The 22,739-nt window shown below is 61.1% G+C and carries 22 protein-coding genes; 15 read left to right on the top strand and 7 right to left on the bottom strand.

Annotation, left to right across the window (positions count from 1 at the left end; genetic code table 11):
• Positions 1 to 40: 40 nt before the first annotated feature.
• Positions 41 to 349 carry an ATP-dependent Clp protease adapter ClpS gene (gene clpS, locus ADS46_RS06895; RefSeq protein WP_066318182.1) on the bottom strand — a complete coding sequence of 103 codons (309 nt, stop codon included), beginning with the start codon at positions 347 to 349 and terminating at the stop codon, positions 41 to 43.
• Positions 350 to 596: 247 nt separating this feature from the next.
• Positions 597 to 2,831, bottom strand: coding sequence for an NADP-dependent isocitrate dehydrogenase (locus ADS46_RS06900; RefSeq protein WP_066318018.1), 2,235 nt, complete (start codon positions 2,829 to 2,831; stop codon positions 597 to 599).
• A 236-nt stretch (positions 2,832 to 3,067) separates the two neighbouring features.
• On the opposite strand from ADS46_RS06900, the gene ADS46_RS06905 reads away from it, so the two are divergent.
• The 9 genes from ADS46_RS06905 (at position 3,068) to ADS46_RS06945 (ending at position 11,837) form a co-directional block, all read left to right on the top strand.
• On the top strand, positions 3,068 to 3,682 hold the full coding sequence (locus tag ADS46_RS06905; protein ID WP_066318020.1) for a pseudouridine synthase: 615 nt from the start codon (positions 3,068 to 3,070) through the stop codon (positions 3,680 to 3,682).
• Positions 3,679 to 4,122: an NUDIX domain-containing protein gene (locus tag ADS46_RS06910; protein WP_066318028.1), complete on the top strand. Its 444-nt coding sequence runs from the start codon at positions 3,679 to 3,681 to the stop codon at positions 4,120 to 4,122. The genes ADS46_RS06905 and ADS46_RS06910 overlap by 4 nt, the downstream gene beginning before the upstream one ends.
• A gap of 69 nt (positions 4,123 to 4,191) precedes the next feature.
• On the top strand, positions 4,192 to 5,346 hold the full coding sequence (gene mnmA, locus ADS46_RS06915) for a tRNA 2-thiouridine(34) synthase MnmA (RefSeq protein ID WP_066318030.1): 1,155 nt from the start codon (positions 4,192 to 4,194) through the stop codon (positions 5,344 to 5,346).
• Positions 5,343 to 5,981 (top strand): high frequency lysogenization protein HflD, encoded by a 639-nt coding sequence (hflD, locus tag ADS46_RS06920; RefSeq protein WP_066318032.1) that lies wholly within the window; start codon positions 5,343 to 5,345, stop codon positions 5,979 to 5,981. Before mnmA ends, hflD begins: the two co-directional genes overlap by 4 nt.
• A 42-nt stretch (positions 5,982 to 6,023) precedes the next feature.
• Complete coding sequence (gene purB / locus ADS46_RS06925; RefSeq protein WP_066318039.1) at positions 6,024 to 7,409, top strand: adenylosuccinate lyase; 1,386 nt, start codon at positions 6,024 to 6,026, stop codon at positions 7,407 to 7,409.
• 113 nt (positions 7,410 to 7,522) lie between these two features.
• Positions 7,523 to 8,707, top strand: coding sequence for a cupin domain-containing protein (locus ADS46_RS06930; RefSeq protein ID WP_066318041.1), 1,185 nt, complete (start codon positions 7,523 to 7,525; stop codon positions 8,705 to 8,707).
• A gap of 1 nt (position 8,708) precedes the next feature.
• Positions 8,709 to 9,146 (top strand): GNAT family N-acetyltransferase, encoded by a 438-nt coding sequence (locus tag ADS46_RS06935; RefSeq protein WP_066318044.1) that lies wholly within the window; start codon positions 8,709 to 8,711, stop codon positions 9,144 to 9,146.
• Positions 9,147 to 9,452: 306 nt separating this feature from the next.
• Positions 9,453 to 11,051 carry an isocitrate lyase gene (locus ADS46_RS06940; RefSeq protein ID WP_066318045.1) on the top strand — a complete coding sequence of 533 codons (1,599 nt, stop codon included), beginning with the start codon at positions 9,453 to 9,455 and terminating at the stop codon, positions 11,049 to 11,051.
• 318 nt (positions 11,052 to 11,369) lie between these two features.
• Positions 11,370 to 11,837 (top strand): glycine zipper 2TM domain-containing protein, encoded by a 468-nt coding sequence (locus ADS46_RS06945; RefSeq protein ID WP_066318047.1) that lies wholly within the window; start codon positions 11,370 to 11,372, stop codon positions 11,835 to 11,837.
• 97 nt (positions 11,838 to 11,934) lie between these two features.
• On the opposite strand, the gene ADS46_RS06950 is transcribed toward ADS46_RS06945, so the two are convergent.
• On the bottom strand, positions 11,935 to 12,213 hold the full coding sequence (locus ADS46_RS06950; RefSeq protein ID WP_066318049.1) for a hypothetical protein: 279 nt from the start codon (positions 12,211 to 12,213) through the stop codon (positions 11,935 to 11,937).
• 174 nt (positions 12,214 to 12,387) lie between these two features.
• Here ADS46_RS06950 and ADS46_RS06955 point away from each other — a divergent pair, with 174 nt between their 5' ends.
• The gene (locus ADS46_RS06955; protein ID WP_066318050.1) at positions 12,388 to 12,873 is read left to right on the top strand and encodes an FKBP-type peptidyl-prolyl cis-trans isomerase; all 486 of its coding nucleotides are present in this window, start codon (positions 12,388 to 12,390) and stop codon (positions 12,871 to 12,873) included.
• Positions 12,874 to 12,948: 75 nt separating this feature from the next.
• On the opposite strand, the gene nikR is transcribed toward ADS46_RS06955, so the two are convergent.
• Positions 12,949 to 13,350, bottom strand: a complete 402-nt coding sequence (nikR, locus tag ADS46_RS06960) for a nickel-responsive transcriptional regulator NikR (RefSeq protein WP_066318053.1) — start codon at positions 13,348 to 13,350, stop codon at positions 12,949 to 12,951.
• 86 nt (positions 13,351 to 13,436) lie between these two features.
• On the opposite strand from nikR, the gene ADS46_RS06965 reads away from it, so the two are divergent.
• Genes ADS46_RS06965 through ADS46_RS06985 form a run of 5 tightly spaced genes read left to right on the top strand, consistent with a single transcriptional unit; the run spans position 13,437 to position 18,261 of the window.
• Entirely contained in the window at positions 13,437 to 15,026 is a 1,590-nt protein-coding gene (locus ADS46_RS06965) for an ABC transporter substrate-binding protein (protein ID WP_066318054.1), read from the top strand.
• Positions 15,017 to 15,997, top strand: coding sequence for an ABC transporter permease (locus tag ADS46_RS06970; protein ID WP_066318055.1), 981 nt, complete (start codon positions 15,017 to 15,019; stop codon positions 15,995 to 15,997). Before ADS46_RS06965 ends, ADS46_RS06970 begins: the two co-directional genes overlap by 10 nt.
• Positions 15,994 to 16,794 carry an ABC transporter permease gene (locus ADS46_RS06975; RefSeq protein WP_066318057.1) on the top strand — a complete coding sequence of 267 codons (801 nt, stop codon included), beginning with the start codon at positions 15,994 to 15,996 and terminating at the stop codon, positions 16,792 to 16,794. The genes ADS46_RS06970 and ADS46_RS06975 overlap by 4 nt, the downstream gene beginning before the upstream one ends.
• A gap of 20 nt (positions 16,795 to 16,814) precedes the next feature.
• Positions 16,815 to 17,630 (top strand): ATP-binding cassette domain-containing protein, encoded by an 816-nt coding sequence (locus tag ADS46_RS06980; RefSeq protein WP_066318059.1) that lies wholly within the window; start codon positions 16,815 to 16,817, stop codon positions 17,628 to 17,630.
• Positions 17,623 to 18,261, top strand: coding sequence for an ABC transporter ATP-binding protein (locus ADS46_RS06985; protein WP_066318061.1), 639 nt, complete (start codon positions 17,623 to 17,625; stop codon positions 18,259 to 18,261). The genes ADS46_RS06980 and ADS46_RS06985 overlap by 8 nt, the downstream gene beginning before the upstream one ends.
• Here the strand turns inward: ADS46_RS06985 and ADS46_RS06990 are convergent.
• The 3 genes from ADS46_RS06990 to ADS46_RS07000 all read right to left on the bottom strand — a co-directional run bounded on the left by ADS46_RS06990 (position 18,209) and on the right by ADS46_RS07000 (position 22,716).
• Positions 18,209 to 19,417: an MFS transporter gene (locus ADS46_RS06990; protein WP_066318064.1), complete on the bottom strand. Its 1,209-nt coding sequence runs from the start codon at positions 19,415 to 19,417 to the stop codon at positions 18,209 to 18,211. The genes ADS46_RS06985 and ADS46_RS06990 overlap by 53 nt on opposite strands.
• 27 nt (positions 19,418 to 19,444) lie before the next feature.
• Positions 19,445 to 20,140: a C40 family peptidase gene (locus ADS46_RS06995; protein ID WP_066318066.1), complete on the bottom strand. Its 696-nt coding sequence runs from the start codon at positions 20,138 to 20,140 to the stop codon at positions 19,445 to 19,447.
• Positions 20,141 to 20,253: 113 nt separating this feature from the next.
• Positions 20,254 to 22,716 carry a YbeU/YbeR family protein gene (locus ADS46_RS07000; protein WP_066318068.1) on the bottom strand — a complete coding sequence of 821 codons (2,463 nt, stop codon included), beginning with the start codon at positions 22,714 to 22,716 and terminating at the stop codon, positions 20,254 to 20,256.
• Between the last annotated feature and the right edge of the window lie 23 nt (positions 22,717 to 22,739).

The following is a 22,739-nucleotide window of genomic DNA, read 5'->3' on the forward strand; positions in this document are numbered from 1 at the left end:
GTACAGTTGCAAGCCCACCTACCGATTTTTTTCAACGTTCTCAATCGGCGGCTTCGATATCGCTCATTAAAGGATGCTCGCACTCTTGGGCGTACTCATTCACTTGGTAACTTTTGGTTTCAGCAATGTCACGGGTGAACACACCACAGGTCGCCTTGCCCTGAGTATGTACCGCCAACATTACCTGGACGGCTTTTTCACTGTCCATGTTAAAGAAGCCTTGCAGCACTTCGATGACGAACTCCATTGGCGTGAAGTCATCGTTATACAGTACCACCTTGAAAAGCGGCGGCTGAGCCAGTTCAGGCTCGGCAGACTGCACCGTCAGGTCGTCGTCGTAATCAGGCATATCGGGGCGCGTCATGCCCGCTTCAAGCGAAGACGTGGCCGGGTATGAACTGTCAGTGTTGGACATAAGCAGCAAGGTTTATCATCTCTCGGCTGACGGACAACATCTTGAATACATGGTGTGCTATGTATAAGACGTGCGCAATCAGCAAGGGTTCATGGAAATATCAAAATTATCACACTGGGCCGGACAAAAAACCCCCGCCCGGCGAGCGGACGAGGGCTTTACACAACGGTGGCCTGATGGGTCAGTCGGCTGCGACCATCGCCAGGGCGTTGTTCAGCGTCTTGCTTGGGCGCATAGCCTGGCTTGCCAGCTCACCGCTGGGACGGAAGTAGCCGTCGATGTCCACCGGTTGGCCCTGAACGCTATTGAGCTCGTCCACGATAGTGGCTTCGTTGGCTTTCAGCGTTTCCGCCAGACGCGCAAACAGCGTTTTCATCTCGGCGTCGTCGTCTTGCGCGGCCAGTGCCTCAGCCCAGTATAGCGCCAAATAGAAGTGGCTGCCGCGGTTATCCAGCTCGCCCACCTTACGCGACGGCGACTTGTTGCTGTCGAGGAACTTGCCGTTGGCCTCGTCCAGCGCATTGGCCAGCAGCTTGGCGCGGGCATTGCCAAAGGTGCTGCCCAGGTGCTCAAGCGACGCCGCCAGGGCCAGAAACTCGCCCAGCGAATCCCAGCGTAAATGGTTCTCTTCGAGGAACTGCTGAACGTGTTTGGGCGCCGAGCCACCCGCGCCGGTTTCGAACAGCCCCCCGCCGTTCATCAGCGGCACGATGGACAGCATCTTGGCGCTGGTGCCCAGTTCCATGATCGGGAACAGATCGGTCAGGTAGTCGCGCAGCACGTTACCGGTGACCGAGATGGTGTCCTCGCCCTTGCGGATACGCTCAAGGGATACTTTCATCGCCTCGACCGGCGGCAGAATGCGAATATCCAGGCCGCTGGTGTCGTGATCCTTGAGGTAGGTTTCGACCTTCTCGATCAGTTGAGCATCGTGGGCGCGGTTGGCGTCGAGCCAGAAAATCGCCGGTGCACCGCTCTCCCGGGCACGGGTGACCGCCAGCTTGACCCAATCCTGGATCGGCGCGTCCTTGGTCTGGCACATGCGCCAGATATCGCCCGCCTCGACCTCGTGGCTGAACAGCGTATGGCCGTTTTCGTCAGTGACCACCACGGTACCATCGGCGGGTACCTGGAAAGTCTTGTCGTGAGAGCCGTACTCTTCGGCTTTCTGGGCCATCAGGCCGACGTTGGGCACGCTGCCCATGGTGGTCGGATCGAAGGCGCCATTTTTCTTGCAGTCCTCGATCACCGCCTGATAGATGGTCGCGTAGCAACGGTCCGGAATCACCGCCTTGGCATCCTGAAGCTCGTCGTTGGCGTTCCACATCTTGCCCGAATCACGAATCATGGCAGGCATGGAGGCGTCGATGATCACGTCGCTGGGCACATGCAGATTGGTGATGCCTTTGTGCGAATTGACCATCGCCATCGGCGGACGCTCTTTGTAAAGCGCCTCGATATCGGCCTTGATGGTTGCCTGCTGTTCGCTCGGCAGCTTTTCGATCGAACTGTAAAGATCGCCAATACCGCTATTGGGATTGAAACCCGAAAGCTTGAGGGCCTCGGCGTGCCTTTCAAGCACGTCTTTATAGAACTCCTCGACAACCATGCCAAACATGATCGGGTCGGAGACCTTCATCATGGTGGCTTTTAAATGCAGCGAGAACAGCACGTCGTTTTTCTTGGCGTCCTTGATCTGGCTGTCGATAAAGTTGCGCAGGCGGCGGCTACTCATGCAGGCCGCATCGATCACCTCGCCTTCCTGCACGGCTAGGTCTTCTTTCAATACGGTGTGGGTGCCATCTTTCTGAGCCAGGTCAATCTTGAGCTTGGTGGCCTGCTTGATCACCGTGGACTGTTCACTTCCGTAGAAATCACCTTCGCTCATATGGGCCACATGCGATTTGGAGTCGGCGCTCCACTCCCCCATGCGATGCGGGTACTTGCGTGCATAGCTCTTGACGGACTTGGGTGCACGACGGTCGGAGTTGCCCTCGCGCAGCACCGGGTTGACCGCACTGCCCTTGGCCTTGTCGTAACGCGCCTTGATGGACGCTTCTTCATCGTTTTTCGGCTCGTCCGGGTATTCAGGCAGCGGGTAACCCTGACCTTGAAGCTCTTTGATGGTGGCCTTCAACTGCGGGCCTGAGGCACTGATATTGGGCAGCTTGATGATATTGGCTTCAGGCGTGGTCGCCAGCTGGCCAAGCTCGGCAAGGTCGTCGCTGACGCGTTGTTCATCGTTCAACAGATCTGGGAACTGGGCCAGTATGCGCGCGGCAAGCGAGATATCCCGCGTTTCAACGATAATGCCCGCCGAATCGGTAAAGGCATCAATAATCGGTAACAACGAATAGGTCGCAAGCGCAGGCGCCTCGTCGGTGAGCGTATAAATGATCTTCGGCGTATCGGACATTTTTGCGTTAACCTCTTTTCTGTGTCGCTGTGATTATAAATTCGTAAGCTAAGCGGTTCATTAAGCAAGCAACCCTACCGCGAAGCGTGCGGAGCTTTTTTAAGTGGCTCCTTTTCACAAGGTGATTGATCGGTGGTGGTGACGACGACCCCAGCGGCCACGCAGAAGTATACCAGCGCTGCACTTAAACCGCATGAGCGATTGTCGACAAAACGAAGGGCAGCCCAAACGAGACGATGAGCAACCTCTACCTATTGCATAAACCCTACCGCATGCTCTCCCAGTTCACCGACCCCCAGGGCCGCGCCACCCTGGCGGATGTGATTGACGTACCCGGCGTTTACGCGGCCGGGCGGCTCGACTACGACTCCGAAGGCCTGCTACTGCTCAGCGATGACGGCAGCCTGATCCATCGCATTGCCCACCCGCGCCATAAACAACCCAAAACCTACTGGGTACAGGTCGAAGGGCACATGGACGATGCCGCGCTAACGGCCCTGAAAAACGGCATGACATTAAAAGATGGACCCACGCTGCCCGCCAAGGTTCGTCGCATGGAAACGCCCAACATCGCGCCGCGCGAGCCAGCCATAGATCCCAAACGTCACCCATCCACCAGCTGGCTGGAGCTGACCATCAGCGAAGGCCGCAATCGTCAGGTAAGACGCATGACCGCCCATGTCGGCTTCCCCACGCTGCGTCTCATTCGTGCCGCCATCGGCGCTTGGCGGCTTGGCGAACTGGCGCCCGGTGAGTGGCGCCGGGAAACCCTTCATGCGCCCCGAGGCACAACCAGGACCAGGCACTCCAGCCAGCGCAAAGGCCCCGCGACAGGACGGAAGCGACCATGACGCAAACGCTTCACAGCACCTGTGCCTGCGTCGTCCAGCGGGGCGAACGTTTCCTGATCGTCGAGGAAGAGCGCGGCGGCCCTGCCACGGTCTTCAATCAGCCGGCCGGACATATCGAGCCCGGTGAAGGGCCCATGGCTGCCATGTTACGCGAGGTCGCCGAAGAAACCGCCTGGCAGGTCACGCTGACCGGCTACCTGGGGCTCTATATCTTCCATACCCCCCAGGGCAAAACCTTTCACAGTCATGGGTTCATCGCCACCCCCACGACGTTTCTCGCCACACCGCTGGACACCGACATCACCGCGACCCACTGGCTGACGCTTGCCGAAATCCAGGCGCTCGATAGCGCGGGTCGACTGCGCAGCCCGCTGGTGCTCACCCGCATTGAAGATGCTCTGAAAGGCAACGGCTACCCCTTGGGCGTTATCCGCGAGTGAAGCACTCGAAGCGGCATGGCTGCATCGTGTATAATAATCGCCCAATTGCACACTCAACCGAGGATGGCGATGACATCCATCACTGGCACCACAATGCCTCAAAGTACGCCCGCTACGCCTGCCACCGGCAAGGTGATTGTCGGCATGTCCGGCGGCGTTGACTCCTCCGTCTCGGCCCTGCTGCTGCTGCAACAGGGCTATGAGGTCGAAGGCCTGTTCATGAAGAACTGGGATGAAGACGACGGCACGGAGTACTGCACGGCGAAGGAAGACCTCGCCGACGCCGAGGCGGTGTGCGCCAAACTGGGCATCAAGCTGCACACGGCCAATTTTGCCGCCGAATACTGGGACAACGTTTTCGAGCATTTCCTGGCGGAGTACAAGGCAGGCCGCACGCCCAACCCGGATATCCTCTGCAACCGGGAAATCAAGTTCAAGGTGTTTCTCGAATACGCAGAGATGCTTGGCGCAGACAAAATCGCCACCGGTCATTACGTCCGCCAAGGAACCCAGGAAGGTCGCCCGCGCCTGCTGAAAGGCCTGGACGCCAACAAGGACCAGAGCTACTTCCTGCACGCCGTGCCTGAGGCCGCCATTGCCCGCACGCTGTTCCCGGTCGGCGAACTCGAGAAGCCCGCCGTGCGGGCGCTGGCCGAGCAGCACGACCTGGTAACCGCCAAGAAGAAAGACTCCACCGGTATCTGCTTTATCGGCGAACGACGCTTCAGTGATTTCCTGAAGCAGTACCTGCCTGCCCAGCCCGGCACCATCGAAACCCCCGACGGCGACGTCATTGGCGAGCACATGGGGCTGATGTACTACACCCTTGGCCAACGCCAGGGGCTGGGTATCGGCGGGCTGGCCAACTACTCTGAAGACCCGTGGTACGTCGCCGAGAAAGACCTGGATCGCAACGTGCTGGTGGCCGTGCAAGGCAAGCACCATTCGCTGCTTTACAGCGATGCCCTGGTCACCGAGCCGATGGACTGGGTGGCCGGTGAACCCCCGGTCGCCAAGGGACGCTTCACCGCCAAAGTCCGCTACCGCCAGAGCGACCGCGGCTGCGAGATCACCACCCGGGCCGATGGCAGCGTCGAGGTACATTTCGATGAGCCTCAGCGCGCCGTTACCCCAGGCCAGTCGCTGGTTCTTTACGACGGCGATATCTGCCTGGGCGGCGGCGTGATTCACTCCACATGGAAGGCAACCGAGGCAGCTGCATGAACCCAACGCCGATACACCGCGCGCCGGAAGCGCCCGCCGCGCGCCAAGCCCTTGCGCTCGCAGGGGTCTTTCAGGCCGCCAGCCTCGTGGACGAACTGGCCCGCACCGGCCAGGTAGAGCCGCGCGCCTGGGAAACGCTGATCGAAGCCACCAGCAACCCCAACCCGGAGAGCTTTGAAGCGATCTACGGCGGCCACCCCAACAACCTGCGCCAGGGGCTCGATACCCTCGAGATGCTGGTCGGCCGTGAACAGGCCAACCCGGTGGTGTTGCGCTATGGCTTCTCGCTGTTGCTGCTCATGAACAAGCTGCGCAACAACCGCAAAATGATGGATGCCCTGGGGCAGAAAATGAGCCATATCCAGGACCAGGCGGAGCACTTCGGCGCCACCCATGAAAACGTGGTTGCAAGCCTGGGCGAAGCCTATCAGGAAACCATCTCGACGTTTAAAACCCGAATTGTGGTGCAGGGCGACCCATCGCTGCTTCAGACCCGCATGATGCCCGAGCGCGTACGTGCCTGCTTGATGGCCGGCATTCGCTTTGCGCTACTGTGGCACCAGCAAGGCGGGCGCCGCTGGAAACTGATGTTCCAGCGCAAAGCCCTGCGCCGCGCGCTGGATGACTTGAAATAACGCCTTTTACGCTCAACTGCTCTTACCTCTGGAAACCAAGCCATGCAACTCTCTGCCTTGACTGCTCTATCCCCCGTTGACGGCCGCTACGCCAGCAAAGCCGCCGCCCTGCGCGAACATTTCAGCGAATTCGGCCTGATTCGCGCCCGTGTCATTGTGGAAGTCCGCTGGCTGCAGCGCCTCGCCGAGCACAACCAGATCGTCGAAGTACCGCCGCTTTCCGCCCAGGCAACGGCGTTTCTTGAAGAGCTGATCCGCGATTTTTCCGTGGCCGACGCCGAGCGCATCAAGGACATCGAGCGCACCACCAACCATGACGTCAAGGCGGTGGAGTACTTCCTCAAGGAAAAAATCGCCGACAACAGCGAGCTGCATGCGGTCACCGAGTTCATTCACTTTGCCTGCACATCGGAAGATATCAACAACCTTTCCTACGGCGTGATGCTAGCCGATGGTCTTCAGGCATTGCTGCCTGTCATGCACAATGTGGCCGACGACATTGCCGCGCTGGCCATTGCCCATGCCGGGCAACCGATGCTGTCGCGCACCCACGGGCAAACAGCCAGCCCCACGACGCTGGGCAAGGAAATGGCCAACGTGGCCTACCGCCTAAAGCGCCAGCTCAAGCAGATCGAAGGCGTCGAGATCCTGGGTAAAATCAACGGCGCGGTGGGCAACTATAACGCCCACCTGGCGACCTACCCCGAGATCGACTGGGAAGCCAACGCACGCACCTTCGTGGAAGGCCTGGGGCTGAGCTTCAACCCCTACACCACCCAGATCGAGCCCCACGACTACATCGCCGAGCTGTTCGATGCCGTGTGCCGCTTCAATACCATCCTGATCGATTTTGACCGCGATGTCTGGGGCTATATCTCGCTGGGCTACTTCAAGCAGCGCACCGTGGAAGGCGAAATTGGCTCGTCGACCATGCCCCACAAGGTCAACCCCATCGACTTTGAAAACTCCGAGGGCAACCTTGGTCTGGCCAATGCGGTGCTTGGTCACCTGGCGCAGAAGCTGCCGATCTCCCGCTGGCAGCGCGACCTGACCGACTCCACCGTATTGCGCAACTTGGGGGTCGGCTTGGCCTACGGCCTGATTGGCTACCATGCCAGCCTCAAGGGCATCAGCAAGCTGGAAGCCAACCCGGAGCGTTTGGCTCAGGACCTGGACAACAGCTGGGAAGTGCTCGCCGAGCCGATTCAAACCGTCATGCGTCGCTACGGTATTGAAAAGCCCTACGAAAAGCTCAAGGAACTGACCCGGGGCAAGCGCATCGACCAGGCAGGCTTTGCCGCCTTCATCGACACCCTGGCGCTGCCCGACGACGCCAAAGCCGAGCTGAAGGCGATGTCACCGGCCAACTACATTGGCGATGCAAAAGCCCAGGCCGAAGCCATTCACCAGCGACTTGATGCACTATAATTACGATCTACTAAAGTTATGATCTAGTTCAATCAAGGTCTACGCTAGTTAAGGTCTACTCTGGTTTGATTAGACCCACGGCTTTAAATGCCACGTTCGTTTAGGATACCACCATGCAACCTTCTGATAAGCCACTGACATTGCTCGGCGATTTGACCCCGGCGGAGTTTCTGGCGAGCTATTGGCAACAAAAGCCGCTACTGATTCGCGGGGCAATACCCGACTACATCAGCCCCATCGAACCCGATGAGCTGGCCGGGCTTGCCTGCGAGCCCGGCATCGAAGCCCGCCTGGTAGAAGAAGACGGACCCGACGGCGCGTGGCAGGTGTCCCACGGACCTTTTGACGAAGCCACTTTCGAGCGACTGCCGGAGCGCAACTGGAGCCTGCTGGTGCAGGCCGTGGATCACTACCTGCCCTCGGTGGCCGCCCTGCTCGATGAATTCGACTTTCTGCCCCGCTGGCGGCTGGACGATATCATGGTCAGCTACGCACCTCCTGGCGGCAGCGTTGGTCCCCACGTCGACCAGTACGACGTTTTCCTGTTTCAAGCCAGCGGTCAGCGGCGTTGGCAACTGGGCGGCCAGACCCGTGATGACGCGCCGATCATCCAGGGTATCGACCTGCGCATTCTGGAAACCTTCGAAGTCGAAGAAGACTCCGACTGGGTGCTGGAGCCCGGCGACATGCTCTATCTGCCACCCGGCTGGGCGCATCACGGGGTCAGTCAGACCGACGACTGCATCACCATGTCAGTGGGCTTCCGGGCACCATCGGCGGATGAAGCGGTCACTTCCTACGCCGATTACCGTGGCGAACAGCTACCTGCCTCGCTGCGTTACAGCGACGCCGGTCGGGCTCCTGCGGCTGACAGTGGCGAGCTGGACGATGTTTCGGTAGAGCGCATGCGCCAGTTGGTCCTGTCGACGTTGGATAACCCCCAGCAAATCGCCCAATGGTTCGGCCGCGCGATGACCCAGCCCAAGTACGTCGACCAGGTGGTCCCGCTGGATACGCCGATGGACGAAGCAAGTCTTGTCGCTCAGCTACAGGAAGATGGCCCGCTCTATCATATGCCCGGCTCGCGCTTTGCCTGGCGCACCGAGAATGGCGCCACCACGCTATTTGTCGACGGCGAAGGCTACACCTGCACAGAAGCGCTCGCCCAACGGCTGGCATCTCCAACACCGCTGCATGAAGACGTGCTGGAGTTACCGGGTGCCAAAGCGCTCATCACCCAGCTTGTTAACGCGGGCAGCCTGAGCTGGCTACAGGACGACGATGACGACGAGGAATAACATGCCCAGCGACAGCCTGCCGGTCACCCTTCAGGAAGGCGACTGGCAAGCGCTGGGCGACATCGCAAGCCTCATTCGACGCGTGGTGTTCATTGACGAGCAACAGGTGCCACAGGATGAGGAATGGGACGGCCAGGATCCCGCCTGCCATCATTTCCTGGCCTATCTGGACGGCAACCCGGTGGGCACTGCACGACTCCTGCCCGATGGCCATATTGGCCGCGTGGCGGTGCTCGCCGAGGCGCGCGGAACCGGTATTGGCGGCCAGTTGATGGCCGCCGCTATCGCCACCGCCCAACGCATCGGCCACCCCAAGGTGGCACTCAGCTCACAGCTCCATGCCCTGCCCTTCTACGAACGGCTAGGCTTCGTCGCCCATGGCGAGGTCTTCATGGATGCCGGCATCCCCCACCGCGAAATGACGCTGACCTTCAACTGATCGCTTTCCCACTGATCACGAAATTCCACTACACAAACCCACCGCGTTGTAGCCCGGCTGTAGTCGAGCTACAACGCTGCCTGCCCCCAAGTGTCAATTGTTGCCGCCCCCGCCTTCGGGGATAGTGTTTTTACTGCAGTGCCGCAAGGACTGCCAAGAAACACCGCGCTTACGACGTTCTATTGAGAGACTTATTTCTTAAAGACACGTCAAGCAAATTGAACGATGCTGAAAGCGACTTCGCAGGTGCAGCATAAGAATTTGCTTAGATGCGCATCGCTATCACAACCCCAGAGGGATTAGCTCATGACTGGACTGCTCGAAGATATCAAGGCACTGGCCCAACTACGTGAAGCGCAAGGCGGCAAGTGGGATAACATCAAACCCGAATACGCCGCGCGTATGCGTGCCCAAAACCGCTTCCACACCGGTCTGGATATCGCCAGGTACACCGCCAAGATCATGCGCGACGACATGGCCGCTTACGATGCCGACACCAGCAAGTACACCCAGTCACTGGGGTGCTGGCACGGCTTTATCGGCCAGCAGAAGATGCTTTCCATCAAGAAGCACTTCGGCACCACCAAGCGCAGCTACCTCTACCTGTCAGGCTGGATGGTCGCCGCCCTGCGTTCCGAGTTCGGCCCGCTGCCTGACCAGTCCATGCACGAAAAGACCTCGGTCGCCAACCTGATCGAAGAGCTCTACACCTTCCTCAAGCAGGCCGATGCGTGGGAGCTTAACCACCTGTTCCGCGCCCTGGACGACGCCAAAGAGGCAGGCGACAAGGCCAAGGAGCAGGAACTGATCAGCCAGATCGACAACCACGAAACCCACGTGGTGCCGATCATCGCCGACATCGACGCTGGTTTTGGTAACGCCGAGGCCACTTACCTGCTGGCCAAGAAGTTCATCGAAGCGGGTGCCTGCTGTATCCAGCTTGAAAACCAGGTATCCGACGAGAAGCAGTGTGGCCACCAGGACGGTAAGGTCACCGTGCCCCACGAGGACTTTATCGCCAAGATCAACGCCGTTCGCTACGCCTTCCTGGAGCTGGGCGTTGAAGATGGTGTCATCGTGGCGCGTACCGACTCACTGGGCGCGGGCCTGACCCAGAAGATTGCTGTCACCAACGAGCCGGGCGACCTGGGCGACCAGTACAACAGCTTCCTCGACGGCGACGAGATCACCTCGGCCACCGACATCAACAACGGCGACGTGGTCATCAAGCAGAACGGCAAGCTGGTCAAGCCCAAGCGCCTCGCCTCCGGCCTCTACCAGTTCAAGCCCGGCACCGGCGAAGACCGTGTAGTGCTCGACTGCATCACCAGCCTGCAAAACGGCGCTGACCTGCTGTGGATCGAGACCGAAAAACCCCACGTCGGCCAGATCGCCGCCATGGTCAACCGTATCCGCGAAGTCTGCCCGGATGCCAAGCTGGTTTACAACAACTCACCATCGTTCAACTGGACGCTCAACTTCCGCCAGCAAGTATTCGATGCCTGGGAAAAAGAAGGCAAGGACGTCTCGGCCTACGACCGCGACAAGCTGATGGGTATCGAGTACGACAACACCGAACTTGGCCAACTGGCCGACGAGTGGACGCGTAACTTCCAGCGTGACGGCGCACGCGAGGCGGGTATCTTCCATCACCTGATCACCCTGCCCACTTACCACACAGCGGCGCTGTCCACCGACAACCTAGCCAAGGGCTACTTCGGCGACGACGGCATGCTGGCCTATGTCAAGAAAGTCCAGCGCGAGGAAATCCGCCAGGGCATCGCTACCGTCAAGCACCAGGACATGGCAGGCTCGAACATTGGCGATGACCACAAGGAGTTCTTCCAGGGTGAGGCGGCCCTGAAAGCAGGCGGCAAGGACAACACCATGAACCAGTTTGGCTGATACCCGACGCCAAACGTCAGCCTAACGCTCGAACGCCCGGAAGATGGTCTTCCGGGCGTTTTTTAGCTGAAGGCTGCGCGATGTTTCACCTAACCTTGCACACTCTTTTCTTAATCAACAAATAGACTGTTTTACATGATAATTTTGCACGATTAGCTTGCATCGCTGTCCTATATGACTAGGTTACATAGTCAGCACTGCAAACGACCGCTGTTCAACGTCAGCATTCTCAGGTATCTTGTTAACGAACACTGTTCTAAAATTTAGTCGTGATGTTCCGTAAAGCGGGATGGCTGAATCAATCACCTGGAGGTTTCCATGAAGCGTTTACTCCCTATCGCCGCACTCAGCGTTCTTACGCTTGCTGGCTGTGCCAACACAGCGGGCTACTCGGGCGACGTGTATAGCGGTAACCAGGCCAAGACTACCCAAAATGTCAGAATCGGCACCATTGCCGCCGTGCGCCCGGTACAGATTCAGGCGGATAGCCGCACCGGCGGCCTGCTCGGTGGCGGCGGCGGCGCCATTATCGGCGGTTTGCTGGGTAACCAGATCGGCGGCGGCTCCGGTCGTCAACTGGCCACCGTTGCCGGTGCCTTGGGTGGTTCCATTGCTGGCACCGCTGCTGAAGACCGTGCCAACCGCATTGATGCCCTGGAAATGGAAATCCGCCTGGAAGACGGTACCGACGTCGTTGTCGTTCAGCGCGCCGACCGCCAGTTCCAGCCGGGCCAGAAAGTTCGCCTGATTGGCAACGGTGCCAACGCGAGCGTCGCCCCCTACTGATGATCAGTTGATATAAATAGCGGATCGCGGCACAAAAAACGCCCCCACCAGCATCGCTGAGGGGGCGTTTTTCGTTGTGTTGATTAGGTGGGCGTGATTAGTGAGGGGCTTTGCTGGACGCCCAACCAATCAACTTGTATACCACACCGCAAATAATGCCCAACAGAATGGCCACCAGCAGGATATCCACCGGGCGCACCAGTGTGGTCGCCCCCAGGACGGCAAGCGCACCCACCCAAAGCCAGCGGTTATCACCATGCGTTTTCAATGCCCGGGGCAGCATTTTATCCAACCCGGCACTGACGGTTTGCCAGCGCTGATTGACAAAATAGCCAATCAGCACAAGGGCGATTAACCAGATGATAAATATGGTCATGTCATGCTCCGTAAAAGGTGCGGCGAAAAAAGTGTCCAGCTAGGGTAGCCCTGCACAATGCCGGGCGCAATACCGCAAAAAGCCAAGACATCGGAAAATCCGCCTCTACCCCCTGACAATCCAGCATTCACGCGTTACCATATTAGGGACATGCACTCACCGAAAGGTCATTTAATGCAAATTGCGCAAAACTCGGTTGTCGCGTTCCACTACACCTTAACCAACAATGAAGGTGAAGTGCTAGACAGTTCCGAAGGCCGCGAGCCCCTTACCTATCTCCACGGTTCAGGCAACATCATTCCTGGCCTGGAAAAAGAGCTGGAAGGACACGCTGCTGGCGAAAAGCTGAACGTCCAGGTTGCCCCGGAAGAGGGTTACGGCGAGATTCAGGAACAGCTGATGCAGGAAGTTCCGCGCGATGCGTTCCAAGGCGTTGAAAGCGTTGAGCCGGGCATGCAGTTCCAGGCACAGACCCAAGGCGGCCCGCTGATGGTCACCGTGAAGAAAGTCGAAGGCGACACAGTCGTTGTCGATGGCAACCATCCGCTAGCCGGTCAGCACCTCAACTTTGACGTTGAAATCGCCGAAGTACGCGAAGCCAGCGAAGAAGAAGTTGAACACGGCCATGTACACGGCGAAGGCGACGAAGAGCAGCACTAAGCTCTTCTCCCTGGCTGTTTCGCAGCCGACGCGTGACATGCGAAAAGGCGACCCAAGCGGTCGCCTTTTTTATGATCATTCTTCAGGGATCAACACCAAGCGACCGTGGCGGACGCTGCGCGACGAGGTGACTTCGTCGGCAAACTGCTTTAGCTGGCCGCTTTGGCCCTTGAGCAACGCGACTTCCATGCAGCTTTGCTCGTTCAGGTGGACATGCAGCGTCGAAAGGGTGAGGTCGTGGTGGGCGTGGGAATGGCGCGTCAGCCGTTTGGAGAGCTCCCTGGCCGCATGGTCGTAGACATACACCAGTGCGCCCATACATGGCGCCTGGGGTGCCGCTTCCTCGTGAACCTGTTGGAGCCCGCTGCGGGTCAAGTCGCGGATTGCCTCGGAACGGTTCTGATAACCACGCTCCCGAATCAGTTCATCCACGTCCGCCAGCAGTTCCTCATCAAGCGTGACCGTTACTCGCTGCATCGACTTCCCCTTTCAAAAATTGACCCCTGGCTGCCAGTATGATGATATTAAAAAAACATCATACCCGTCCCCCACAGGAAACGGCCATGGCGCTCGACTCAAGAACGATTCTACTCGGCTTGGCGCTCAGTTGCGTCACGCTTGCCAATGCCGCCGACGCCAAAGACCAACTCGTGATGGCCATCGGCGGTGAGCCGGAACAGGGTTTCGACCCGCTACTTGGCTGGGGGCAATACGGCAATCCGTTATTTCAGTCGACGCTGCTTTCACGGGGTACCGACCTAGCCCCTCAGCCGCAGGTCGCCACCGACTGGTCTCTCTCCGACGACCGCCTCACCTGGACACTGACGCTACGCGACGACGTCCGCTTTGCCGATGGCACCCGGCTCACCGCTGACGATGTCGCCTTTACCTTCAATGCCGCCGCCGAGGCAGGTGGGAGAGCCGACCTGAGCGTGCTTGACAATGCCGAGGCCATTGACCCGCATACCGTCACTCTCACCCTGCGCGAGCCGCGCATCACCTTTATCGACCAGCTGATGACCTTGGGGATTGTCCCCAGCGCCGCGCGTGAGAATGGCTACGACGACCACTACGGCCGCGCCCCGCTGGGTTCCGGCCCCTATCGACTGGCGGAATGGCAGGAAGGCGAGCAGCTGATCGTCGAGCGTAACCCGCACTTTTACGGCCCCACCCCGCCGTTTGAGCGGCTGGTGTTCTTGTTCACCGGTGAGGATACCACCCTTAACGCCGTACGCGCAGGCGACGTCGACCTGGCCGCCCTGCCCCCGGCGCTTGCAAGCGAACTCCCGTCAGACATGCAGCGCGTTACGATGGAAAGCGTCGACAACCGCGGCATTCTGTTTCCCATGCAGCCGGATGAAGGCAAAACCGCCGACAATGGCGCGCCCATTGGCAACGATGTCACCGCCGATATCGCTATCCGCCAGGCAATCAACCTGGCACTCGATCGCGACACCCTGGTGGATGTAGCGCTTGAGGGCTACGGCCGCCCGGCGTTCGGCCCCGCCGACGGACTGCCGTGGAGCGACCCCGACGAAACCCTGGCGGCGCCTGACCTTGAGGGCGCCATTCAGCGCCTGGAAGACGCCGGCTGGCAGCAGCGCGACGATGGCCTGCGCGAAAAAGACGGTCAAACGGCCCGCTTCCGGCTGACCTACCCCGCAGGCGACACCACCCGGCAACGGCTGGCCGAGATCAGCGCACAAATGGTCCGCCCACTGGGCATCGACATGCAGCCCACCGCCCGCCACTGGGATGAGATACAGCGCGAAGCGCTCCATCAGGACGCCGTCGTGATGGGTTTTGGCAGCCACAGCCCCCAGGAGATCTATTACCTGTTCCATAGCGCGCATAGCGGCAACGGCTTTTACAACAGCGGTTTTTACACCAATCCCGCCGTGGACAATCACCTCGACAACGCCCAGCGGGCCGCCAGCGCCGAACAGGCCAATCGCCATTGGCGCAGTGCCCAATGGGACGGCGAGACCGGCTATGGCGTACGCGGCGACGCGACCTGGGCATGGATGGTCAACCTGGAGCACATCTATGCCGCCGACAGCTGCCTGGACCTGGGCACCCTCGGCGTTGCCCCCCATGGCCATGGCTGGCCGATTACCGCCAACCTGCTGGACTGGCGCTGGACGTGCAACTGATCGCGACCGTCGCCATTCGGCTGCTGCGCCTTGCGCTGGTACTGGTGTGCGTTGCGGCCGTGTCGTTTGGCTTGATGATGCTGTCGCCCATCGACCCGATTGACGCCTACCTGGGGCCGCAAATGGCCCAGGTAAGCCCGGAGCAGCGCGACCTGATCGCCAAGCGCTGGGGGTTCAACGAACCGCCGGTGGTCCAGTTTGGCCACTGGCTTGGCCAGCTCATTCAGGGCGACCTGGGGGTTAGCCATGTGTACAACCAGCCGGTGAGCGAGGTCATCGGCCAGCGTTTCAAGCACTCTATCGTATTGCTGGGCAGTGCCTGGCTGCTCACCACGCTGGTTGGCTTTGCCCTCGGGGTGGTTGCCGGGGCAAGAGAAGGCAGCCTGCTGGATAGCATCATCAGTACTTACGCCTACCTGACAGCCTCGACGCCCGCTTTCTGGCTGGCCATGCTCCTGCTGCTGTTATTTTCGGTGTACCTGGGCTGGACGCCGGTATGTTGCGCAGGCCCCACCGGCACCCTAAGCCAGGATGTCGGCCTGGCCACCCGGCTGCATCACCTGATACTGCCCGTCGCGACGCTCGCGCTGGTCGGCATCGCCACTATTACCCTGCACACCCGCACACGCATGATCGCGCTGATGAACTCCAACATCGCCACCCACGCCTTTGCGCAAGGCGCCAGCCGTTGGGATATCGCCTGGCGGCACGGTATCCGCCATGCCAGCCTGCCCGCCCTGACGCTCTCGCTGGCCTCGCTGGGAGAGCTGTTTGGGGGCTCGGTGCTCGTCGAGCAGGTGTTTGCCTACCCAGGTCTTGGTGAGGCAACGGTTGCGGCCGGGTTGCGCAGCGATGTGCCCCTGCTGTTGGGCATCGCGCTGTTTACCGCGCTATTCGTGAGCGTGGGCAATTTACTCGCCGATACCCTCTACGCGCTGATTGATCCCCGCATGCAGAAGGTGACGCCATGAGCCGCGCGCAGCCCAGGCGCGATGCGTTATGGATGGGTGCCGCCATCGCCGTGCTGCTCGTCGCGCTACTCAGCAGCCGCTGGTGGCTCGGCGACACGCCAGGCCAGATGCACTTTGACGCCCGCCTCGCAGCCCCAAGCCCGGACCACTGGCTCGGCACCGATGCGCTGGGCCGCGACCTATGGGCGCGCACCCTGGCAGGGCTGAGCTTGAGCATCGGCGTCGGCAGCCTGGCCGCGCTGATCGGCACCTTCATCGCGCTGGGCATGGCGCTGCTGGCCATGCTGGGGCCACGCCTTGACGCACTGGTCGCCCTGGTGATCGATACGCTGCTCAGCGTGCCGCACCTGATCCTGTTACTGCTGATTGCCTTTGCGCTCGGCGGCGGCACCCAGGCGGTGATTATCGCCGTGGCGGTCACCCACTGGCCCCGCCTGGCAAGATTGCTGCGCGCCGAACTCCTCCAGCTTCGCCATGCCCCCTATATCGCCATGTCCAGGGCACTCGGCAAGTCCCGACGCTTTGTGATGGTCTACCACTACCTGCCCCAGGTGTTGCCCCAATGCGTGGTCGGCGCCTTGCTGCTGTTTCCCCACGCCATATTGCACGAAGCCGCGCTGACCTTTCTAGGCGTCGGGCTGGACCCCAGCCAACCCGCCATTGGCCTGCTGCTGGCCGACGCCATGCGCTACTTGAGCAGCGGCGTCTGGTGGCTCGGCCTATTCCCCGGGCTGGGGCTGTTGCTGGTGGTACTCAGTCTCGAACGGCTGGCCAGTCACTGGCGTCATGCGCTTTAGGCCCTGCAAGGAGAAATGAAATGCTGACCATTGAACACCTGACCCTGCAGCTGCCGTATTACGCCCCCTGGTGGCGGCGCCGCTGGGCCGAGGTATTGAGTGACGTATCACTCGAGCTTCACCCCGGCGAGGTGCATGCCGTGGTGGGCGCGTCGGGAGCGGGCAAGAGCCTGCTTGCCCATGCGTTGCTTGGCCTTCTGCCCGAGCCCAAGCGCCAGAACGGCCGACTGACCTTCCACCGCCAGGTGCTGACCGCCGCGCGCCAGCGTCAGCTTCGCGGCCGTGAACTGGCCTTGATTCCCCAGTCTCTCGATGCGCTCGATCCCCTGGTCCGCAGCCAACGCCAGGTCAGTTGGGCGGCGAGCCGCGCCGGGCACGCCAGAGCCAACGCCTGGCAGGCAGCCGGGCAAGCGCTCACTCACTACCAGTTGGATGAACGCGGCAAACAGGCCTTTCCCCATGAACTGTCCGGCGGTATGGCGCGGCGGGTACTCGTTGCCATGGCCCACGTGAGCCACGCGCAGTTGATCATCGCCGACGAACCCAGCGTCGGCCTCGACCCACAGCAGCGCGACCGGGTGCTTGACGCCCTGGCGGCGCTGGCCCGACAAGGTAAAGCGGTGCTGCTGATCACCCACGACCTGCGCCATGCCCTGCCCATTGCCCAGCGTGTCACCCTCATGCGCCAGGGGCGATGTATCGAAACCGCCTTCGCCAGCGCCTTCCGGGGCGACGGCGACACCTTGACCACCGACTACGCTCAGGCGCTCTGGCAGGCGCTGCCGGACAATCATTTTGGCGTAACACCTACCGCACAGGCCCAGAACGTTGCTTAACGCCTATCGCCTACATCATGCGTTTGCCGATCAGACGGCCGTGCTGGATAACGTGTCCCTGTCGCTTGAGGCGGGCGAATGGCTGGGGCTTAGCGGCCATTCCGGCGCGGGCAAGTCGACCCTCGGCCAACTGCTGGCAGGGCATCTTGCACCCCAAGCGGGAACGATAGAAGTGGACGGCGCAGCGCTGCCGCGCAGCGGCTTGCAGCCCGTACAATGGCTGCCCCAGTCGCCGGAGCTTTCGGTCAACCCTCGCTGGCGGGTCAGGCGCATTCTGGAAGAAGCCTGGACACCCCCGATAGCGTTGCGTGATGCCTTCGGGATCGAACCCGACTGGTTGAACCGCTACCCCGGCGCGCTTTCCGGCGGCGAACTGCAGCGCGTCTGCGTACTGCGCGCCCTGGCTCCCGGTGTGCGCTACCTGGTGGCCGATGAAATCTCCAGCATGCTCGACCCCATCACCCAGCTTGCCCTGTGGCAAGCGCTGCGCGAGGTAGCCGATGAGCGAAGGCTCGGCGTGCTGGTCATCAGCCACGATGCGGCCCTGCTTGAACGCCTGTGCCCAAGGCGATTGACGCTCAGCGAGGGGCGGCTGAGCCCGCCTGCACGGCACGGCGCTCAAAGCGCCTGAGACCCAGCGCCACAACCAGTGTCACGCCAAGCAGCAGCCACGATCCCAGCGCCACGCCCTGCCAGCCCGCCCACTGCCAGAACGGCTCCAGCCAGAAACCGCCCAGGCTGGCCCCCACGTAGTAGAACACCAGATACAGCGCTGACGCGCTACCCCGCGCGCCCTGGGCATGGCGCCCCACCCAGCTTGAGGCCAGCGAATGGGCCAGGAAAAAGCCAAAGGCGTTGACGGTCAAGCCAAGAATGATCAGCCAAAGGAAATTCGCCAGCGTGATCGCCGTGCCCAGCATCAGGATCGCCACGCCCAGGCTCATGCAGGTCGCCGGTGAGAAGCGCTGGGCCAGCCGCCCTGACAGCGTTGAGCCGACGGTACCGCCCAGATAGGTCAGAAATACCAGCCCCAGGCTGCTCGCCGCCAATTGATAGGGCGCCCCGGCCAGGCGGAAGGTGATGTAGCTGTACTGGTTGATGAAGATCAGGAAGTTGATGCCGCCCAGTGCGTAGGCGGCAAGAAGAATAGGATTGCGCAAGTGCCCGGCAAGATCACCCAAGGCGACACGCAGCTGAAAGCGCTGCGGACGAAACGCCTGACTGTTGGGCAGCAGCCGCCAGAACACCGCACAGCCCACCAGCGTCAGCACGCCCACGGTTAAAAACGCCGCCGTGGGACCGCCGATATCCGCCGCCGCGCCACCCACCACACGCCCGCTGATGCCGCCCAGCGAGTTGGCGCCGATATACAGCCCCACCGCGCTGAGCAGCGCCGGTTTATTGAACTCGTCACCCATCCAGGCGATCGCCACCGCCGGCAGGCCGCCCAACACAAAGCCTTGCACCAGCCGCAGCGCCAGCAGGGTTTCAAAAGTGGGCGCAAAGGCCAGCGCCAACGAACAGCCCCCCGCCAGCAGCAAGGTGATGCGCATGATGCCTTCGCGGCCAATGGCATCGGAAAGCGGCCCGAACACCAGCAGCGCCAATGCCAACGACAGCGTGGCCACCGACATCAGCAGGCTCACGCCCAGGGTCGACACGCCATAGGTCTCTTTCAGCCCCGGCAGCAGCGGCTGCGGGGCATAAAGATTGATGAACACCAGAAAGGAGCCCAGGCACAGGGCAAAGGTCGCGCGCCACCAGGCGCGGGTGTTGGCTTCGATCATGTGACGCTCAACGGTGAGAAAAGTCCACTACATCGACCGAGAGGCGTTGAGCGACGACGAGTCCTTGAGCTTGGCCATATGTGAAGGCGCCAGCGGCCGCCGCGATTGCCAGTAGTAGCGTTTCCAGTAGACATTATCCAGGCTGGAGATAATCACTCCCTGGGAGGTAGACGCGTGCAGAAAATGCCCGTCGCCGACATAAATGCCTACATGGTTATAGGCCCCAGGCGGGCGGAAGAACACCAGATCGCCCGCCTGTAATTCCTGGCGGTCGATCGGGCGTCCCTCATGGATCTGCCCACGGGTGGAGCGTGGCAGCTCCAGCTCAAAGGTATCGCGGAAGATGTTGCGTACCAGGGCCGAACAGTCGATGCCACGCTGGGTAGTGCCACCGAGTCGATATGGCGTGCCGACCCACTGCTCATGCTGGGCCAGCAGGGCCTCGCGCACCTGTTCGGTCGGCGAGGCCTGCCAATTACCGAAGGCATCGTATTGCCCATCGAAGGGCGACATCTGCGTCTTCCAGTCGTCGGGCAGCCCCGGCATCGAGCGGGCAAAATAATCATCGGGCGTATCGCCCTGCGGCGCACTGGTAGCACAGCCACTCAGCACAACCACCATACAGCCAGCCATCGCCAGAGGCGCATGACGTTCACGTAACTGACCAGAACAAAGATTGATAAAACGAGCAGCGGTGACAGCAATAGTTGGCAACGCAACCATGCGCGATCCCTCGTCAATAATTGAATAAAATTACCAGTTGCCAGACCTATTCTTGGCTGAGCTAATACTGATCAAACATGACTATAAGCCAAAATACCTACGTTAAGCGAGTCTCAATGCAAGGTACGCTGATCGCCGGGCAACGTATCGATGTGCAGCGGCGCAAAATGACGCGGCTTGTTGCCGGGAAAATCCAGGCTCGCCCAGGGCCCTGCCAGTATCGGTGCTGCGCACAGCCAGGCGACCAGGGCCTGCCGAAAACTGGCCAGAAAGCTCTCCCGCTCGGGGGTTTCCCCCATGAAGAACGAGAAACCCGCGTACATGCCAGCCGCGTAATCCTGCCACCCGGAGTAATGATCCGCCGCCAGTTGGTAGGCACGCCCCAGCACATCGGCAAAGGCCGTGGATGACAGCCAGCCCAGTTGACGACCGGCAATGGCCAGGTCGACAAGCTGGGCAATATCCCAGGCCGCCATGTCGATCTCGTTGCACCCATCCTCGTTATCGCGTACGCGGCGCAGCCTCAGCAGGTGATGGCGATCCTCCTCCGCACAATCACCGGACTCCAGAATGGCAATCTCGGCTTCCAGGCGCTGAGTATTGAGCGTGTAGGGCTCGTAATTGATCTGATATTCCTGGCGGTCACCCGCCTCCAACATGGACGTCAAAAAGGTCTGCATATCGTCGGCGCTTGCCAGGTGGTAATGGCTTTCCACCCACTCACGAATCTCCGCGCACTCGCGGGGACTTTCCTGCTGGGGCTCGCTCCAGACCGCACTGTTCAGCGGTCCCACCAGCGACATCGCGGTAAACTGGCTAAGCGTCGGCCGCTCGCTGGGTTCGCGCCAGACATCGGCGCGCCAGTCCAGCCAGTGGAACAGGCTGCCCGGATCTTCCAGGTGCCAGGCAATTTCATTGCACAGCGAGGCATGCTCGCTCTCCGGCAGGCAATGCTCCCAGGCAAGCCAGGCTTCCAGCATGCGTTTGGCATTAGGATAAAAGCGGCACAAACAGCTGCGCAGCGAGCGCGCGTAATCCAGCAGCGCCTCCGTCTCGAGGAGTTCGCTGTTGAGGGCCATATGCAGGTAGAAGGCAAACTTCTCGGCCATGTGAATCGTGGCGGCATGACGACTGACGCCTTTCAGCGCCTGGCGCTGGGCGTTAACCGGGAAATCCGGCTGACCAAACAGCGTCGCGGAAGGCGGCATGACACCGTGGGCAGCGTCGGCGGCGAGCTGATTCAGATGATGCGCCTGAGCGGGCAGCCAGTAGCGCGCCATGGCCGCCGCTCCCTCGTCGGCATGCAACCCCAGGGATCCATCCAGATACTCCCCCGCCTCGACGCGCTGCGCTTCGCTCAGCGGGGCCTCGGGATTGGCCAGCCGTAGCATGGCATCCGGCTCACGTACCCCCGCCATGGCCAGCAACCAGCGGTGTGGCGAGTTGCGCCACTGGCTGAGCATTGCGTGCGAGGCCGCCTGAGTCTCCGCGTCCAGCAGGTCGTCAACGGCAACCTGCCAGGGGCTGAACGAGCCGCTCAGCAGCAGCGTCTCGCGTTCGGGCGGTGTCATGGCGCGCCGGTCGATACCGTCAAACAGGCTCTGGCCCCGCCGGTAGGCGACAATCACCGCCCGCCAGTCGTGGTAGCGGCGTTGCATCAGTTCGGCGGCGTGCGACGCAAAGGCATCCGCCTCGGCCTGGGTCAGCCAGCCGCTACAGGCACCCGCCCAGGCCAGTTCGACCAGCCGCAACCAATCCCAGGCGGCCCATTCAAGGGGCTCTCCCTGGTTGACAAAGCGGCACAGCACGCTGGCATGGTGCGAACCGGGCTGAGCATTACGCTGCCATTCCTGGCGCTGGGCGGCGTCCATGGCAAGCAGATCGCGTGCTTCAACATCCCAGCGCTGGCGCTCCCCCTGGGTACCCAGCCATAACAGCCCGGTGAGCAGCTCGTCGCGACTGTCAATATCCCAGGCAGTACCTAACCAATTGACCGCATCCGGCCAATCAGCCTGGCTTGCCGGGTAATTGAGCAGCGGGCGAAACAGCGCACACAGCCGCCAGGGCCGAGCGCCAGGCGATGTGGGCCACAGGGCGACGTCACCGTGCTCGTGCAGCGCCGCCTCAAACATTTCCCAGGTGATCCCCGCGCCCTCGGCTTCCGAGTCCGCCAGCACCTGACAGGCATCGATAAAACGGTCATCGGCCCCGGTGGCCCAGCCACGCACGCCCAGCGAGCGACGAACATCGCCCAGCCAACTGCGCAGGTCGCGGTAGTCGCGGTGAATACGCTGCATCACGCAGCAGGCCCAGTCGCTGGCCTGCTCGGGGCTTATCCACCCCGCCGCACCGGCCAACGCCGCCCATTCCAGCGCCGCCAGCAGTCGATCCGCCTCGCCTGCCGGGGCATGCAGCGCAACCCACCATTGCTCGGCCAGCTCACCCCGATGGGCAATCCCCTGGCCCAGCAAACGCTGTTCCGCCGCCCCCGCATCCACCGATAAGGGATGCGGCGTAAAATGCCAATCGCGCAGCACCAACTGCTGCGCCCACCAAGCATGTAACGCATCGCCCAAGAGACACCTCGACAAAAAACCAC

The sequence above is a fragment of the Halomonas sp. G11 genome (assembly GCF_001663515.1).
Lineage (GTDB): Bacteria > Pseudomonadota > Gammaproteobacteria > Pseudomonadales > Halomonadaceae > Vreelandella.

Bases quoted from the DNA above. Each gene is read 5' to 3' on its own strand.
- clpS (WP_066318182.1), bottom strand. From the start codon at position 349: ATGCCTGATTACGACGACGACCTGACGGTGCAGTCTGCCGAGCCTGAA.
- ADS46_RS06900 (WP_066318018.1), bottom strand. From the start codon at position 2,831: ATGTCCGATACGCCGAAGATCATTTATACGCTCACCGACGAGGCGCCT.
- ADS46_RS06905 (WP_066318020.1), top strand. From the start codon at position 3,068: ATGAGCAACCTCTACCTATTGCATAAACCCTACCGCATGCTCTCCCAG.
- ADS46_RS06910 (WP_066318028.1), top strand. From the start codon at position 3,679: ATGACGCAAACGCTTCACAGCACCTGTGCCTGCGTCGTCCAGCGGGGC.
- mnmA (WP_066318030.1), top strand. From the start codon at position 4,192: ATGACATCCATCACTGGCACCACAATGCCTCAAAGTACGCCCGCTACG.
- hflD (WP_066318032.1), top strand. From the start codon at position 5,343: ATGAACCCAACGCCGATACACCGCGCGCCGGAAGCGCCCGCCGCGCGC.
- purB (WP_066318039.1), top strand. From the start codon at position 6,024: ATGCAACTCTCTGCCTTGACTGCTCTATCCCCCGTTGACGGCCGCTAC.
- ADS46_RS06930 (WP_066318041.1), top strand. From the start codon at position 7,523: ATGCAACCTTCTGATAAGCCACTGACATTGCTCGGCGATTTGACCCCG.
- ADS46_RS06935 (WP_066318044.1), top strand. From the start codon at position 8,709: ATGCCCAGCGACAGCCTGCCGGTCACCCTTCAGGAAGGCGACTGGCAA.
- ADS46_RS06940 (WP_066318045.1), top strand. From the start codon at position 9,453: ATGACTGGACTGCTCGAAGATATCAAGGCACTGGCCCAACTACGTGAA.
- ADS46_RS06945 (WP_066318047.1), top strand. From the start codon at position 11,370: ATGAAGCGTTTACTCCCTATCGCCGCACTCAGCGTTCTTACGCTTGCT.
- ADS46_RS06950 (WP_066318049.1), bottom strand. From the start codon at position 12,213: ATGACCATATTTATCATCTGGTTAATCGCCCTTGTGCTGATTGGCTAT.
- ADS46_RS06955 (WP_066318050.1), top strand. From the start codon at position 12,388: ATGCAAATTGCGCAAAACTCGGTTGTCGCGTTCCACTACACCTTAACC.
- nikR (WP_066318053.1), bottom strand. From the start codon at position 13,350: ATGCAGCGAGTAACGGTCACGCTTGATGAGGAACTGCTGGCGGACGTG.
- ADS46_RS06965 (WP_066318054.1), top strand. From the start codon at position 13,437: ATGGCGCTCGACTCAAGAACGATTCTACTCGGCTTGGCGCTCAGTTGC.
- ADS46_RS06975 (WP_066318057.1), top strand. From the start codon at position 15,994: ATGAGCCGCGCGCAGCCCAGGCGCGATGCGTTATGGATGGGTGCCGCC.
- ADS46_RS06980 (WP_066318059.1), top strand. From the start codon at position 16,815: ATGCTGACCATTGAACACCTGACCCTGCAGCTGCCGTATTACGCCCCC.
- ADS46_RS06990 (WP_066318064.1), bottom strand. From the start codon at position 19,417: ATGATCGAAGCCAACACCCGCGCCTGGTGGCGCGCGACCTTTGCCCTG.
- ADS46_RS06995 (WP_066318066.1), bottom strand. From the start codon at position 20,140: ATGGTTGCGTTGCCAACTATTGCTGTCACCGCTGCTCGTTTTATCAAT.